12 protein-coding genes and 2 pseudogenes are annotated in these 13034 nt (G+C 70.2%); 3 read left to right on the plus strand and 11 right to left on the minus strand.

Features of this window, described 5'->3' with window-relative positions:
• Positions 1–237: 237 nt before the first annotated feature.
• Positions 238–633, plus strand: a pseudogene (locus tag ACFYP5_RS32425) (carbohydrate ABC transporter permease); the annotation flags it as partial.
• Positions 634–1040: 407 nt separating this feature from the next.
• On the opposite strand, the gene ACFYP5_RS32430 reads toward ACFYP5_RS32425, so the two are convergent.
• Positions 1041–2621 (minus strand): alpha-amylase family glycosyl hydrolase, encoded by a 1581-nt coding sequence (locus ACFYP5_RS32430; RefSeq protein ID WP_389042485.1) that lies wholly within the window; start codon positions 2619–2621, stop codon positions 1041–1043.
• Between the two features lie 42 nt (positions 2622–2663).
• On the minus strand, positions 2664–3326 hold the full coding sequence (locus ACFYP5_RS32435) for an endonuclease/exonuclease/phosphatase family protein (protein WP_389042487.1): 663 nt from the start codon (positions 3324–3326) through the stop codon (positions 2664–2666).
• A 213-nt stretch (positions 3327–3539) separates the two neighbouring features.
• On the opposite strand from ACFYP5_RS32435, the gene ACFYP5_RS32440 reads away from it, so the two are divergent.
• A complete protein-coding gene (locus tag ACFYP5_RS32440; RefSeq protein ID WP_389042559.1) occupies positions 3540–5651 on the plus strand; it encodes a glycoside hydrolase family 3 N-terminal domain-containing protein in 2112 nt (703 codons plus the stop codon).
• A gap of 81 nt (positions 5652–5732) precedes the next feature.
• Positions 5733–6287 (plus strand): DUF2264 domain-containing protein, encoded by a 555-nt coding sequence (locus ACFYP5_RS32445; RefSeq protein ID WP_389042489.1) that lies wholly within the window; start codon positions 5733–5735, stop codon positions 6285–6287.
• A gap of 206 nt (positions 6288–6493) precedes the next feature.
• Here the strand turns inward: ACFYP5_RS32445 and ACFYP5_RS32450 are convergent, their stop codons facing one another.
• From ACFYP5_RS32450 to ACFYP5_RS32490, 9 genes and pseudogenes are all read right to left on the minus strand, one after another.
• The gene (locus tag ACFYP5_RS32450) at positions 6494–7270 is read right to left on the minus strand and encodes an IclR family transcriptional regulator (protein ID WP_389042491.1); all 777 of its coding nucleotides are present in this window, start codon (positions 7268–7270) and stop codon (positions 6494–6496) included.
• A gap of 196 nt (positions 7271–7466) precedes the next feature.
• Positions 7467–8435 carry a PDR/VanB family oxidoreductase gene (locus ACFYP5_RS32455; protein ID WP_389042492.1) on the minus strand — a complete coding sequence of 323 codons (969 nt, stop codon included), beginning with the start codon at positions 8433–8435 and terminating at the stop codon, positions 7467–7469.
• A 24-nt stretch (positions 8436–8459) separates the two neighbouring features.
• The gene (locus tag ACFYP5_RS32460; RefSeq protein WP_389042494.1) at positions 8460–8690 is read right to left on the minus strand and encodes a hypothetical protein; all 231 of its coding nucleotides are present in this window, start codon (positions 8688–8690) and stop codon (positions 8460–8462) included.
• Positions 8687–9115: pseudogene (locus tag ACFYP5_RS32465) on the minus strand (aromatic ring-hydroxylating dioxygenase subunit alpha); the annotation flags it as partial. The gene ACFYP5_RS32460 and the pseudogene ACFYP5_RS32465, both read right to left, overlap by 4 nt.
• 117 nt (positions 9116–9232) lie before the next feature.
• A complete protein-coding gene (locus ACFYP5_RS32470; RefSeq protein ID WP_389042496.1) occupies positions 9233–9913 on the minus strand; it encodes an NUDIX domain-containing protein in 681 nt (226 codons plus the stop codon).
• The gene (locus tag ACFYP5_RS32475; protein WP_389042561.1) at positions 9910–10263 is read right to left on the minus strand and encodes a DUF4406 domain-containing protein; all 354 of its coding nucleotides are present in this window, start codon (positions 10261–10263) and stop codon (positions 9910–9912) included. Before ACFYP5_RS32475 ends, ACFYP5_RS32470 begins: the two co-directional genes overlap by 4 nt.
• Positions 10264–10325: 62 nt before the next feature.
• Complete coding sequence (locus ACFYP5_RS32480; protein WP_389042497.1) at positions 10326–11111, minus strand: DeoR/GlpR family DNA-binding transcription regulator; 786 nt, start codon at positions 11109–11111, stop codon at positions 10326–10328.
• Between the two features lie 212 nt (positions 11112–11323).
• The gene (locus tag ACFYP5_RS32485; RefSeq protein ID WP_389042498.1) at positions 11324–11995 is read right to left on the minus strand and encodes an HAD family hydrolase; all 672 of its coding nucleotides are present in this window, start codon (positions 11993–11995) and stop codon (positions 11324–11326) included.
• A gap of 19 nt (positions 11996–12014) precedes the next feature.
• Positions 12015–12980 (minus strand): LLM class F420-dependent oxidoreductase, encoded by a 966-nt coding sequence (locus ACFYP5_RS32490; protein ID WP_389042500.1) that lies wholly within the window; start codon positions 12978–12980, stop codon positions 12015–12017.
• Between the last annotated feature and the right edge of the window lie 54 nt (positions 12981–13034).

Genomic DNA, 13034 nt, shown 5'->3' on the forward strand with positions numbered 1-13034 from the left:
GCACTGCGAGAGAGGAGAAACACCCCTGCGGCACACGGAATTCCGCAGGTTTACGAAAGCGTTACCGACGTGCCCCTTGAGGCCACCCGAGGCATGCTGCAGGGTCATCCGTGCGCCAATCTGTAAGCGCATACATGATGCGCATACATGACACGCACCCATGCACTCGAGGAGGAGTCACATGTCACGCATCGCCAAGTCCGTCGGCCTGGCCATGACAGTGGTCTCGGCCATCGGTCGGCAGGCGCCTTCGGGGTCTTCCTGATGCGGCAATTCATGACGGCCGTTCCGGACGAGCTTCTCGAGGCGGCCCGCAGCGACGGAGCCCGCGAGTGGTTCATCTTCTGGCGGATCGTGCTGCCCCTGGTCAAGCCCGCCCTGGCGACGCTGACGATCTTCGTGTTCCTCGGTTCCTGGAACAACTTCCTGTGGCCGCTGATCGCAACCAACGACCCGGACAAGTACACGCTGCCGGTGGCCCTGGCCACCTTCGCCACCGATCCGACCAAGGCGGACGGCTCCAACGGCGTCCTGATGGCGGGCGTCTTCCTGGTGGTGCTCCCGGTGCTGCTCGTCTTCGTCCTCCTTCAACGCTTCTTCACGCAGGGCATCGCCACCGCGGGTCTCAAGTAGATCCCGGGCCACGATGCTCTGCCTCCCCTGAGCCCGTGCGGGCCAGGCCGTTCCTGACGACGGCCGGGCCCGCACGGCACACACGTCGTATCCACGCCTTTCGCCCCAGGAGTTGGATCTGCATGGACCGCCGCTCATGCCCCGCACTCGCGCCTGGCGCGGGCCCCGCGCTCGCCACCCCCGCAGGCCGCTGAACATCAAGGAGTGCTACGGGCTGTGAGCACGATCCCTCGAGCGGCTGCACCGCGAGGTCCTGCCCGGTGCCATCGCCTGTCAGTCGGACGACGAGATCGGCATGCTCGCCCGGGTCACGCCGACGGGTCCCTCAGCCGGGTGCGGAGGGGCCCGTCGTCGTACGAGGGCCCTCGCCTCAGGGGTTCGAGGATGCCCTGGGTGGGGAGCCGCGTTCAGAGCTCGAATATGCCGTATCCGAAGCCTTCGGCCCGGATCCGGCCGCCGGTCACAGTGGCACCGTCGGCCTCCAGAGGGGCGGCCCTGCCCACGGGGGCGGCAGTCTCGGCGGCGTCACGGCGCGGGTTGACCACCACGAGGTAACGGCCGCCGCGGACGTACGCCAGTGGATAGCCGGCGTGCAGGATCTCCGTGCTGCCCGCGGCACCCAGCTCTCGGATGTCCTTGCGCAGTGCGATGAGGCGACGTACCAGGTGCAGGAGGGAGCCGTTGTCGGCGCGCTGGGCGGCGACAGTCGGACGGCCCGGGTCCGGGTCCACGGGGAGGTAGAGGCGGTCGGCCGGGGCGGTGGAGAATCCCGCGTTCGGCGAGTCGTCCCACTGCATGGGCGTGCGGGAGCCGGCACGGTTGTAGCGGGGGCCCAGCCGGCTGCCCTCGTGCCCGGGCAGGCCGGGCACGTAGCGCATACCGATCTCGTCGCCGTAATAGATCGCGGGCAGCGTGGGCCAGGTGAGCTGGAAGACGAAGGCGGCGGGCAGCTGTTCGGCGGTGCGCGGACCGCAGGCCAGGCGGGAGAAGTCGTGGTTGGCCGTGGGGAGGGAGATGAAGCCGGCATCGCCGACGGCGTCTGTGGCGTCGCGCCAGTCGGCGAGGAAGGTACGCGGGGACCCCTTGCCCTCTGCATCGAAGTAGGGCGCCTGCGGCTCCCACTGCTCGCTGACGGTGCCTTCGAAGTTGTTCCACAGGGAGCGCAGTGCGAGCCCGTCGTCCTTGGGCCCGAACTGCAGGAAGAAATCTGCGTGGAAGCCGGCCGGGACGGAGGTTGCGGGGTCCCCCCACTCGGAGAGCAGCGCCGCCTGCGGGTGTTCGGCATCCAGCCAGCTGCGAAGTTCGTGCCACACCGCGGCAGACTGCGCCTGGCCGGGGTCGTCCTTGACGAGGGAGGCCGCCATGTCGACGCGGAATCCGGACAGGCCGATGGTCAGCCAGTGGTCCATGATCTCGCGCAGGGCCTGGCGGTTGGCGCGCGGCCCCTCGGCGTCGACGGGCAGGCGCCATGGTTCCGCCTCGTTCATGCGGGCGTAGCCGAAGTTGAGGGCGGGCTGGGAATCGAAGAAGTTCGGCAGGTAGTAGCCGGGCCGGGCACCCGGCGAGGCCACGAAACCTTCCGGCAGTGCGGCAGGGTCCGTCGGGTCGGCCCAGATGTAACGGTCGTCGGCCGAAGCGGTGAACCAGGGGTGCTGATCCGAGGTGTGGCCTGCGACCAGGTCGAGCAGTACGCGGATGCCGCGGCGCGCCGCGGCATCGGTCAGCCGGGCGAGGTCGTCGTTGGTGCCGTAGCGCGGTGCGACGGTGAGGTAGTCGCTGACGTCGTAGCCCGCGTCGAGGAACGGCGAGGCGAAGCACGGGTTGAACCAGACGGTGTTCACGCCCAGCCAGGCGAGGTGGTCCAGCCTGGCCTCGATTCCGGCGAAGTCTCCGATGCCGTCGCCGTTGGAGTCGGCAAAGCTCTGCGGATAGATCTGGTACAGGATGGCGTCGGCGAGCCATTCGGTGGCGGGGCGGGGGGACATCATGACGGGGTCCTTCGCGGGTCGGGGTGACGGACGGGGTGGGGATCAGCGTGCAGTGCGCAGGATTGCCTGTACCGGCAGACGGTCGCTGGGGTAACGGCCGTTCGGTGCGCAGCGGTTGATCATCGCCCGGCGCACGCGGGTGCCCCGGGACGCGAGGATCCAGTCGATGCGGTCGCCGCCGGGTACCGGCGGCCGGTAGTCGTGGAAGGTGCCGTGGGCCGTGCCGCGTTCCTCAGCGGCTTCCCAGGTGTCCACGAGATCCGCCCGGGTCAGGAGCGCCGCGTGGACGGTGCTGTCGCCCGCGAGGGTGTTGAAGTCACCGGTGACGATCCACGGAACGTCGGGCGCGAGCGTGTCGAGCCGCTCGGCGAGCAGTTCGGCGGAGCACCTCCGAGCGTATGCGCTCGCGTCGTCGAAGTGGGTGTTGGCGGCGAAGAGCTCGCCGTCGCCCGACAGGTCATGGAAGCGCACCCATGTGACCATCCTGGTCCAATCGCCTCCCCAGGTGTTCGACCCGGGCTCCTGCGGAGTGCCGGAGAGCCAGAAGTGGTCGTACTCCACGGGCCGGAGCCGTGTGCGGTCGTAGCCGATGGCCATGAACTCTCCGCGGCTGCCGCCCTCTCGGTCCTGGCCGATCCAGCCGTAGCGCTCCGGCCCCAGGTCGGCCTCGAGATCCCGCAGCCAGGGCGGATCGTTGTCCGTCATGCGTTCGCCTCCGAAAGCGACTTCGGGGTGGAGTCCGGAAGTGCCCTCGGTCCGTGAGACGCCTGTGCCCGGGGGCTTGTCCGCAGTTGATGAATGCGCTTTCATTCATGCCGCGCAAAACGTTAACTTCACGGGTAGCGATACGGCAACAGGTAAAGAGGTCACGACGTGCTTCGAGCGTACGAGGACAAGGTGAAGGACCTGCTCGGCCGGATGACGGTCCAGGAGAAGCTGGGGCAGATCCAGCAGTTGACCTGGACCGGCGACACCGGTCCGGGCGGCGGTCAGACCGAGCAGACGGAGGCCGCGGCCCGTGCGGGACTGCTCGGCTCTGTACTCAACATCCACGGCGCCCGGAGCAGCAACGCCCTTCAGCGGATCGCTGTCGAGGAGTCCCGGCTCGGCATTCCGCTGCTCTTCGGCCTGGACGTCGTCCACGGCTTCTGGACCGCCTTCCCGATCCCGCTGGCCCAGGCGTCCAGCTTCGACCCGGAGGTGGCGCGGCGGGACGCTGAGGTGTCGGCGAAGGAGGCCCGCTCCGAGGGAGTGCGCTGGACCTTCTCCCCCATGATGGACGTCACGCACGAGCCGCGGTGGGGCCGGATCGCGGAGAGCTGCGGCGAAGACCCCTATCTCAGTGCCGCCTTCGCGGTGGCCAAGGTGCAGGGTTACCAGGGCCCGGCCGACGGCAGCGAACTGTCGCGCACGGACCGGATCGCGGCGTGCGCCAAGCACTTCGTCGCCTACGGCGGTGCCGAGGGCGGCCGCGACTACAACACGGTCGACGTCTCCGAACAGCGGCTGCGCAACCTCTACCTGCCGCCTTTCAAGGCGGCGGTCGACGCCGGGGTGGCCACCGTCATGGCGGCGTTCAACACGATCGGCGGAGTACCCGCGCACGGCAACGCGCACACGATGAACTCCGTCCTCAAGGAGGAGTGGGGCTTCAAGGGCTTCGTGGTCAGTGACTACACGGGCGTCGAGGAGCTGATCGCGCACGGCTTCGCCGAGGACGGCGCCGAGGCGGGCAGGCTCGCGCTGACCTCCGGCCTCGACATGGAGATGGTCTCCACGAACGTAGCCGACCACGGCGAGGCACTTCTGTCCGACGGGCTGATCACGATGGAGCGCCTCGACGATGCGGTGTCGCGCATCCTGCAACTGAAATTCGATCTGGGACTGTTCGACGACCCGTACACCGACGAGTCGTCGGCTGTCTCCGAACCCACCGCCGCCGCGCGGGCAGCGTCCCGTGCGAGCGCCGCCCGGTCGATGGTGCTGCTGAGGAACGAGGGTTCCGTCCTCCCGCTGAGCCCGGCCGCCGGCTCGATCGCGGTCGTCGGCCCCTTCGCCGATTCCACCGGCCTGCACGGCACCTGGGCGGGGCCCGGTGCGTCCAGGTTCCCGTCCGTCAGCATCCTGGACGCGGTGCGCGAGGCGGCTCCCGGCGCGAACGTCACGCACGCCGGTCAGGACCTGACCCGGGCGGCCGCCGCCGTCGCGGCCGCCGAGGTCACCGTCGTGGTGGTCGGCGAAGACCCCGAGCTCAGCGGTGAGGCGGCCGTGCGCAGCGACATCGGTCTGCCCGAGGGCCAGGAGGAACTCATCGCGGCCGTCGCCGCGACCGGCAAGCCCTTCGTGGTGGTACTGGTCAACGGCAGGCCGCTGGTGCTGGGCGACTGGCTGGACTCCGCGCCCGCGGTACTGGAGGCCTGGCACCCCGGCATCGAGGCGGGTCATGCGGTGGCTGATGTGCTCTTCGGCGCGGTCGACCCGGGGGGCAAGCTGCCCGTCACCTTCCCGCGGGCTGTGGGTCAGATCCCCCTCTACTACAACCACGAGAGCACGGGCCGCCCGTACAACCCGGCACAGCCGGACGCGAAGTTCGTCTCGAAGTACCTGGACCTGACCGACGGACCACGCTTCCCCTTCGGATACGGCCTCGGCTACACGACCTTCGTCGTCTCACGGCCGCAGTTGAGTCGGGAGAGCATCGCGAGGGACGCCCTGGAGCGAGGCGAGACGGTCGAGGTGTCGCTGACGGTCACCAACACCGGCGAGCGGGCGGGCGACGAGGTCGTCCAGCTCTACGTCCACGACGTGGCGGCCAGCATCGCCCAGCCGGTACGCCGGCTGCGTGGCTTCGCGCGGGTCACCCTCGAGCCGGGCCGCAGCACCACCGTGTCCTTCCGTCTCGGTGCGCAGGACCTCGGGTTCTGGACCAACGACCCGGCGGGGACGTTCACCGTCGAACGCGGCCGCATCGACGTCTATACGGGCACGAGTTCGACGACGCGGGACTGCTGCCCACTGACCGTGGTCTGAACCTGTCCCCGTGCACCGCCGCCGCACCGGTCGGTACGGCGGCGGTCGCCCCTCCCCCTCTCAGCCCACCGGAGGCGCCCCGTGCAGCGCGGGCTCATCCTGCGCCCCGGCAAGCACAGTTGGTCGGAGGTGCGCTCCCACCGCTTCGAAGGCCAGGCCCGCGCCTTCCTGCTCGCCGCGTTCCGCATCGCCGGAGCCACGGGCGACGACCCGCACGACATCCTGCGGCGGTACGCGGACGGCCTCGCCGCGGGCTCCCGTACCCCCGGCCGCGACGACGCGGAATCCCGGCCCTTTCCTGCCGGGCGCGGCCAGGCCTGGGTGGAGGCGGCGTCCATCGCACTCGGGCTGCGGCTGCCGAAGCCGTGGCTGTGGAACCGGCTGGACGACGACGTACGAAAGCGCGTCGCCGCAGGGCTGTCCGGAGTGCAGCACGTCATCCTTGACCGGGACGGCGTCACGGGTCGCCGTCCTGGCAGAGGAGGCAGGCACCGGCCACTGATGTGCGGGCCGGCCGGCGGCCAATGGCCTAGGCTCCCCGGCGACCCTGTGCACCCGGGAGAGCGGTTCGACGCCTCCAAGACTCGCAGGGCGATCCGTCGACAACTACCCCGTCGTCGAAAGGGACTTCGGTGACCGGTGGGCGCCCGGTCCCGGGCCCGGATCGGCGGGCCGAGGGCCCGCCGATCCGGTGGCCTCACATGATCCGGCCACAGCACGGACGCGGTGTGCGTGTACGCGCTGGAACCGGGCACCGGCTCCCCCACCATCGGCTTGACGGGGCGCCGCACCCGCAGGAGTGGATCAACGCGGACGGCGACCGCCCGGAGCAGCCGGCTCCGTCAGGCGACCGAGGATCTGAGCCGTGCGCCGAGGGAGCGGGAGATGCCGCGCGCCGCGACCTGCACCAGAGGGGCGAGGGCGTGCGGGTTCACGGCGTCCGCGTGGGCGACCACCGATACCGCGGCGACGACGGTGTTCTCCGGCCCGTACACGGGGGCGGCGACCGACACGGCGTCCATCGTCACCTGCCGGTCGCTGACGGCGACTCCGGTACGGCGCACCTCGGCGAGGACACGGCGGACCTCGGCCGGGGCGCAGAGGGTCTTCTCCGTGTGCCGGACAAGCGGTCGGGAGAGCACCTGTTCCTGGACATCATGGCCGGCGTGGGCGAGGAGGACGAGGCCGACGCCGGTGGGCACGAGGTCGAACCGCCCGCCGACGCGGGTGAGGACCCGGACCGCGTCGCGGCCCGCGAGCCGCTCCACGTACACGACGGACAGCTCCTCGCGGACGGCGAGCTGCACGTTCTCGCGGGTGATGTGGCCGAGGTCGGAGAGATGAGGCAGGGCAGCCTCGCGCAGGCCGAGGCCGCGCGGGGCGAGGGAAGCGATCTCCCACAGCCTCAGCCCGATGCGGTATCCGCCGTCCGGCTCGCGTTCGAGCGCGCCCCAGTCGGTCAGTTCCTTCACCAGCCGGTGGGCGGTGGTGAGCGGCAGGCCCGTGTGGCGGGAGATCTCGGCGAGCCGCAGCACAGGCCGATCCGGAGCGAAGGCTTCCAGCACCTGCAGGGCCTTGGCCGTCACCGAACAGCTGCCGGTCGAGGCTTTGCGCTGCATGCCGGCCTCCTCGCCGTACGCCCTCCGCTCCACCGTGGACCCGGGCACTTCACCGAGAAGCTAGGCAGACATATCCCGGACGTCAACACTCTGTCGACGATGCGCGGTGGCGTGCCCCACGGGAACGGGAAGCTTCGGACTGTCTCAGCGGCGTCCGGACGTCGGCATGCACTGCGGTCGCCGATCGCTGCAGCCGTCACAGGTCCAGGACGAGCCTCGGGCACAGTGCCCGGGAGACGCAGATCATCATCGTGTCATGACTGCTCTGCTCCGCGGGGGTGAGAAGCGAGTCGCGGTGGTCGACGGTGCCGTCCAGGACGGCGGTCTCGCAGGTGCCGCAGGTGCCCTCCTGACAGGAGGAGAGGACCTGCACGCCGGCCTCCTCGACCGCCTGGAGCACGGATTTTTCCGGCGGAACGGTCACCGTGATGCCGGACTGAACCAGTTCGACATCGAACGCCGCGTCCCGCAGGGGCGTCTGCAGCTCCTTGGGCGTGAACCGTTCGAGGTGCAGGGCGCCGTCGGGCCAGTCGGCGCACCGCTCCTCGACGGCCGTGAGCAGTGGCTCCGGGCCGCAGCAGTAGATGAGTGTGCCCGGCTGCGGGTCACCCAGGAGCGCGTCCAGGTCGAGGAGGCCGTATGCGTCCTCGGGACGGACCCGCACCTGCTCGTCGTACCGCTCGACGAGTTCGTCGCGGAAGGCCATCGACGCGAGGGTCCGTCCTCCGTACGCCATCTCCCATGCGGATCCCAGCCGTTCGGCCTCGGCCAGCATCGGGACGATCGGTGTGACGCCGATGCCGCCTGCGATGAAGAGGTACCGTGCGGCGCGCTCGAGGGAGAAGTGGTTGCGCGGACCGCGCACCCGGACCGCGTCGCCTTCGGCCAGCGTGTCGTGCACGTGGAGTGAACCGCCGCGGCCGTCCTTCTCCAGGAGGACGGCGACGCGCCACACCTCCGCTTCTTCGGGCGAGGAGCACAGCGAGTACTGCCGTACGAGGTCCGGTGCCAGCAGGAGATCGATGTGCGCGCCGGGCGCCCAGGCAGGCAGGGAGGCGCCGTCGGCCCTCCGCAGGGCGAGCGAGACGACGCCGTCCGCCTCGTCGGTACGGCGGGCCACGACGAGTTCGAGTTCGGCCTCGGGCGCGGTGGTGCTTCTGGTCATCAGAGGATCCTTGAGTGCGCGAGGTCAGGCGTCGACGAGCCGGCGGGGGTGGGGAGTGGGACCGGGGGCGGGGGCGGTCCCCTGGCCCGGGTGCCCGTCGGGGTGGGCGAGCAGCCACTCCCACAACTCCACCGGGTCCTCGGACTCCCGCTCCTCACCGCACCAGCACCAGCCGCGCAGCCGGTCCGTGCCGGGGACCCAGACGATCCGGTAGACCTGCTGCCCGTCGAGCATCGTGGTGGGCGGCGTGCTCATCGGACGCCCACCGCGGAGTCGGCGGTGTCGGCCTCGACCATCCGCTTGAGGATGCGCCGGGCGGCCAGCCCACCGGTGTCGATGTTGATGCTGAGCTCCTGTGTCCCGGCCGGCTCGGAGGCGATGACCCGCTCCAGTTTGTCGAGTGCGACGACGTCCTGGAGGACGACGGTGCGGTTGTTCTCCCGCAGGAAGCCGGAGACCTTCTGGTCCTCCAGGGCGAAGTCCCGTGCCACTGCCCAGAAGTCGTGGGTGCTGTGCTCGGTCTCGGGGGTGATGGCGTAGACGACCTCGACGTGGAAGGCGTCCGGATCGGCGCCGTCGTTGTGCGGGCCCGGCGTTCCGACCGGGGCGATGCGGGAGTGCAGAAGGTAGAGGCAGGGAGCGTGGTACTCGATGTCCTGCCAAAAAAAAGAGCGACCAGCAGCGTGGTGCCGAACGGGCCCGCTCCGAGATGATCGGCCTGCCGACCCCGGGTGACAGGCGCAGAGGCGCTGTCGAGCCGATCGGCTCGGTGGTCGCCGAGGAACGCCGAGTCCGTCTCAGCTCCGATGGTCGAGTGGGCCAACCGGCCGGAACGGGCCGTCGAGGGCTGCCCATTGGAGCAGCATGATGGTTTTGGCGTCGGCGATCGTGCCGTTGCGCACCATGTCGAGCGCCTCGGCGAAGGGGAGTTCGACGGTGGTGATGTCCTCGCCCTCGGCGGCGACTCCGGTTGCGTCGGTGGGGTTGTCCGCCGGGTCGTAGGGGGCGGCGTAGAAGTGCAGGCGTTCGGTGACGGAGCCGGGGCTCATGTAGACGTCGAAGACATGCTCGGGAGTGCCGATGACGTGTCCGGTCTCTTCGGCTGCTTCGCGGCGGATCGCTTCGTGCGGGCTGTCGCCGTCGAGGAGTCCGGCGGCGGTCTCCAGAAGCATGCCGTCGGGGTGTCCGTTGACGTAGGCGGGGAGGCGGAACTGGCGGGTGAGCAGCACGGTGCGGTGGTCGGCGTTGTGGAGCAGGATGGTCGCCCCATCGCCTCGGTCGTACGTCTCGCGCTGCTCGCGACTGACGTGTCCGTCACCGTGCCGGTAGTCGAAGGTGGTCTTGCGCAGGACGTACCAGTCGCAGGAGAGCACCTCCACTTCACGGATCCGTACGCGCGGGTTGCCGTCCAGGTCGCGGCCGTGCTGGTCCAGGCCGGTGCGTCCGCGACGGTCGGGGGTGTCGAGGCCTGCGGTCATCGGGCGGCCGGCACGTCAGCGAGGCCGGTGTAGACGTACTTGCCCTGGGCGCGGGCCTGGGCGACCATCCGGTCCGCTCCCTCGGACGGGCCGCCGATCCGCAGAACGGCGTCGCAGCGGCTGAGCAGTTGCTCGGCGACGGGGTGGAAGATCTCGTGGAAGAGCGGATCGCCGGGCCGGGTGCTACCCACGGTCTCCAGGAGCGGCAGGGCGAGGGCCTCACCGGTGACGGGCAGGTGCCCGGCACGGAAGAGGACGAGAGCGGTCTGGTTCATCGCCCGGACGTTGGATTCGAGCTTGCGCGGGTCGTCGCCGGTGCCCGATCGGTAGGGACCGGCGACGAGGATCATCAGCGAGCGTGGATCGGTGGCCACGATGGAACACTCCTCAATACGGGGGGCGGGGATCAGGTTCAGGCCAGTACGGTCTCGACGCCCGCCTCGCGCAGGGCGTCCAGCGTCCGCGGACCACCGGGATGCGTACGGCCGTCTTCGGCGGCGCTGTCGGTAACGAAACGGTGCACGGCGTCGAGGGGGGCGACCCGGCTGAACGCGCGCACGCCGAGCTTGGTCGCGTCAGCCACCGCGACCGTACGGGCGGCCCGGGCGAGTCCCGCCTGTTTGACAGCGGCATCGTCCAGGGAGAACTCCGACCATCCGTGCTCGGCGTGCACACCACCGATGGACATCACGAAGCAGTCGAAGGCCAAGGACTCCAGCGTGCGCAGTGCCAGCGGACCGACGAAGGAACGCTCGCCAGGACGGGAGCGGCCGCCCACGACCAAGAGCTCGATCCCGGGCCGGTCGGCCAGGCACACCGCGGCCTGAAGGCTCAGCACGGCGATCGTCAGCGGGGCCCGGGCCGCCAGATGCTCGGCGACGTGCACCGTCGTGGTACCCGCGTCCAGCAGCACCCGCGACCCGGGGTCCACCAGCGCGGCTGCGGCAGCGCCCAAGCGGTCCTTGGTAGCGGCCTGCCACGGCTCCCGCGCCAAGAATCCCGCGTCCTCGGCCCGCGCGCGCGTCGCCACGGCTCCCCCGTGCACGCGGCGCACCAGGCCCTGCCCTTCCAGTGCATCCAGGTCCCTGCGCACGGTCATCTCCGACACACCCAGGCGCTGGGAGAGCTCCGACACGGAAACGCGGTCGGAGCCCTGCACCAAGCGCAGGGTCAGGTCCAAACGATTGGCGACGCCCATGACTACTTTCTACCAGGTCCATGTGCGAATGAACAGTCGCATGTGCGAACAACGGCTCCGCGCCGGCCTCCCGGCTACCGCGCGGGTCCTCAAGCACGCGCCCGGGTCCAACTACAGCCCTGGCCGCGGAACGACGCGCGTCGCCGAACCCACGCTGCCGCGCTCCTGGGGACGGCCGGGACCCGGCGTTCCACCGGCCGGGGGGATTCCGGTCACTCCCGGTCGGCGAAGACGCTGTCATCCAGGTGGGCGAGGAGGTCGTCGACGTCCTGGTACACCGCGCGGGCGCCGGCCGCCTCCAGGTCCGCACGCGGGATCCCGCCGGACAGCACCGCTACGGGGGTCACCCCGTCCCGTACCGCGGCCTTCATGTCCCAGACAGTGTCGCCGACGAACACGGCGCGCTCGCTCGGTACGTCGGCGAGTTCCCTGGCCTGTTCGACCGGATCGGGGGCGGGTTTGCCTTCGGCGACGTCGTCCGCGCTGGCCGACCCGAGGATGACGTCGTCCGCGTCGATCGCACCGCGAAGCGCGGAGAGTTCCGCGCCGCTCGCCGAGGTGGCCAGTACGATCTCCCAGCCTCGCGCGGCCAGAGCGCGCAGCAGGTCGGCCGCGGAGTCCAGTGCCGGCAGTCGGTCGAAGTACGTGGCGTAGAGGGCGTGGTGGGCCGCGCTGAGCTGCTCGTCGTCGTCAGGGTCGCGGTCCTCGCCGAGCAGGTGGACGATCAGGTCGCCGCTGCTGAGGCCTACGGCCCGGTGGATCTCAGGCATGGGGACGCGGTGGCCCGCCTGCCGGAAGGCCTCCCACCAGGTGACGACATGCAGGTGATTGGTGTCGACGAGCGTTCCGTCGACATCGAAGATCGCAGCACGTTTCGTGGTCATGTCAGGTGTCCTCGTCCTCTCATAGTTCGCGCAGGGCGGGAAGGAGCTTCTGCTGGGACCACTCCAGGTACGGTTCCTGGTGGTCGCCGCCGATCTGAACGAGGGCGACCTCGGTGAATCCCGCATCGACATAGGGGCGTACGGCCTCGACGACGGCGTCCACGTCGTCGCCGCACGGAATGGTCCGGGCCACGTCCTCGGGCCGTACGAACCGGGTGGCACCCGCGAATCCGTCAGGGCCGGGCAGTTCGGAATTGACCGGCCAGCCGCCGCCGAACCAGCGGAACTGGTCGTGGGCCCGGGCGATCGCCGCGTCGCGGTCGGTGTCGTAACAGATCGGCAGCTGGCCGATCTTGGGCTTGCCGGCGCCGCCGTGCCGATCGAACGCGGAGATCAGTGACGGCTCGGGTTCAGTGCCGATGACGAGGTCGGCGAGACGACCGGCGAGTTCGCACGAGCGGTCACCCGAGACGGCGACGCCGATCGGCGGCGGAGTGTCGGGCAGATCCCACAGCTTGGCGTTCTCCACGTCGAAGTGGGCACCGTGGTGGTTGACGTTCTCCCCCGCGAAGAGCGAGCGGATGATCTCCACAGCCTCCTCCAGCATCTCCAGCCTGACGTGCGCGGCGGGCCATCCGCTCCCCACCACATGCTCGTTGAGGTGCTCCCCGGAGCCGAGTCCCAGGCGGAAGCGCCCTTGGGAGAGGAGTTGCATGGTGGCGGCCTTCTGGGCAACCACCGCCGGGTGATAGCGGGTCGTCGGGCACGTCACGTACGTCATCAGGGGAATGCGCTCGGTGGCCTGCGCGGCGGCGCCGAGCACGCTCCATGCGTACGGGGCGTGTCCCTGGGAGTCCAGCCAGGGGAAGTAGTGGTCGGATGTGACGGAGAAATCGAAGCCGGCGCGCTCGGCGCCGACCACGTGACCGACGAGCTCCCGCGGGCCGGCCTGCTCCGTCATCATCGTGTACCCGATCTGCACCATGTCGCTCTTCTCCTCGTGGTCGGCGCCGCTCAGGCGGCCATGGAACCGCGGGAC

Origin of the sequence: Streptomyces sp. NPDC005262 (genome assembly GCF_042872425.1) — a bacterium.
Classification (GTDB): domain Bacteria; phylum Actinomycetota; class Actinomycetes; order Streptomycetales; family Streptomycetaceae; genus Streptomyces.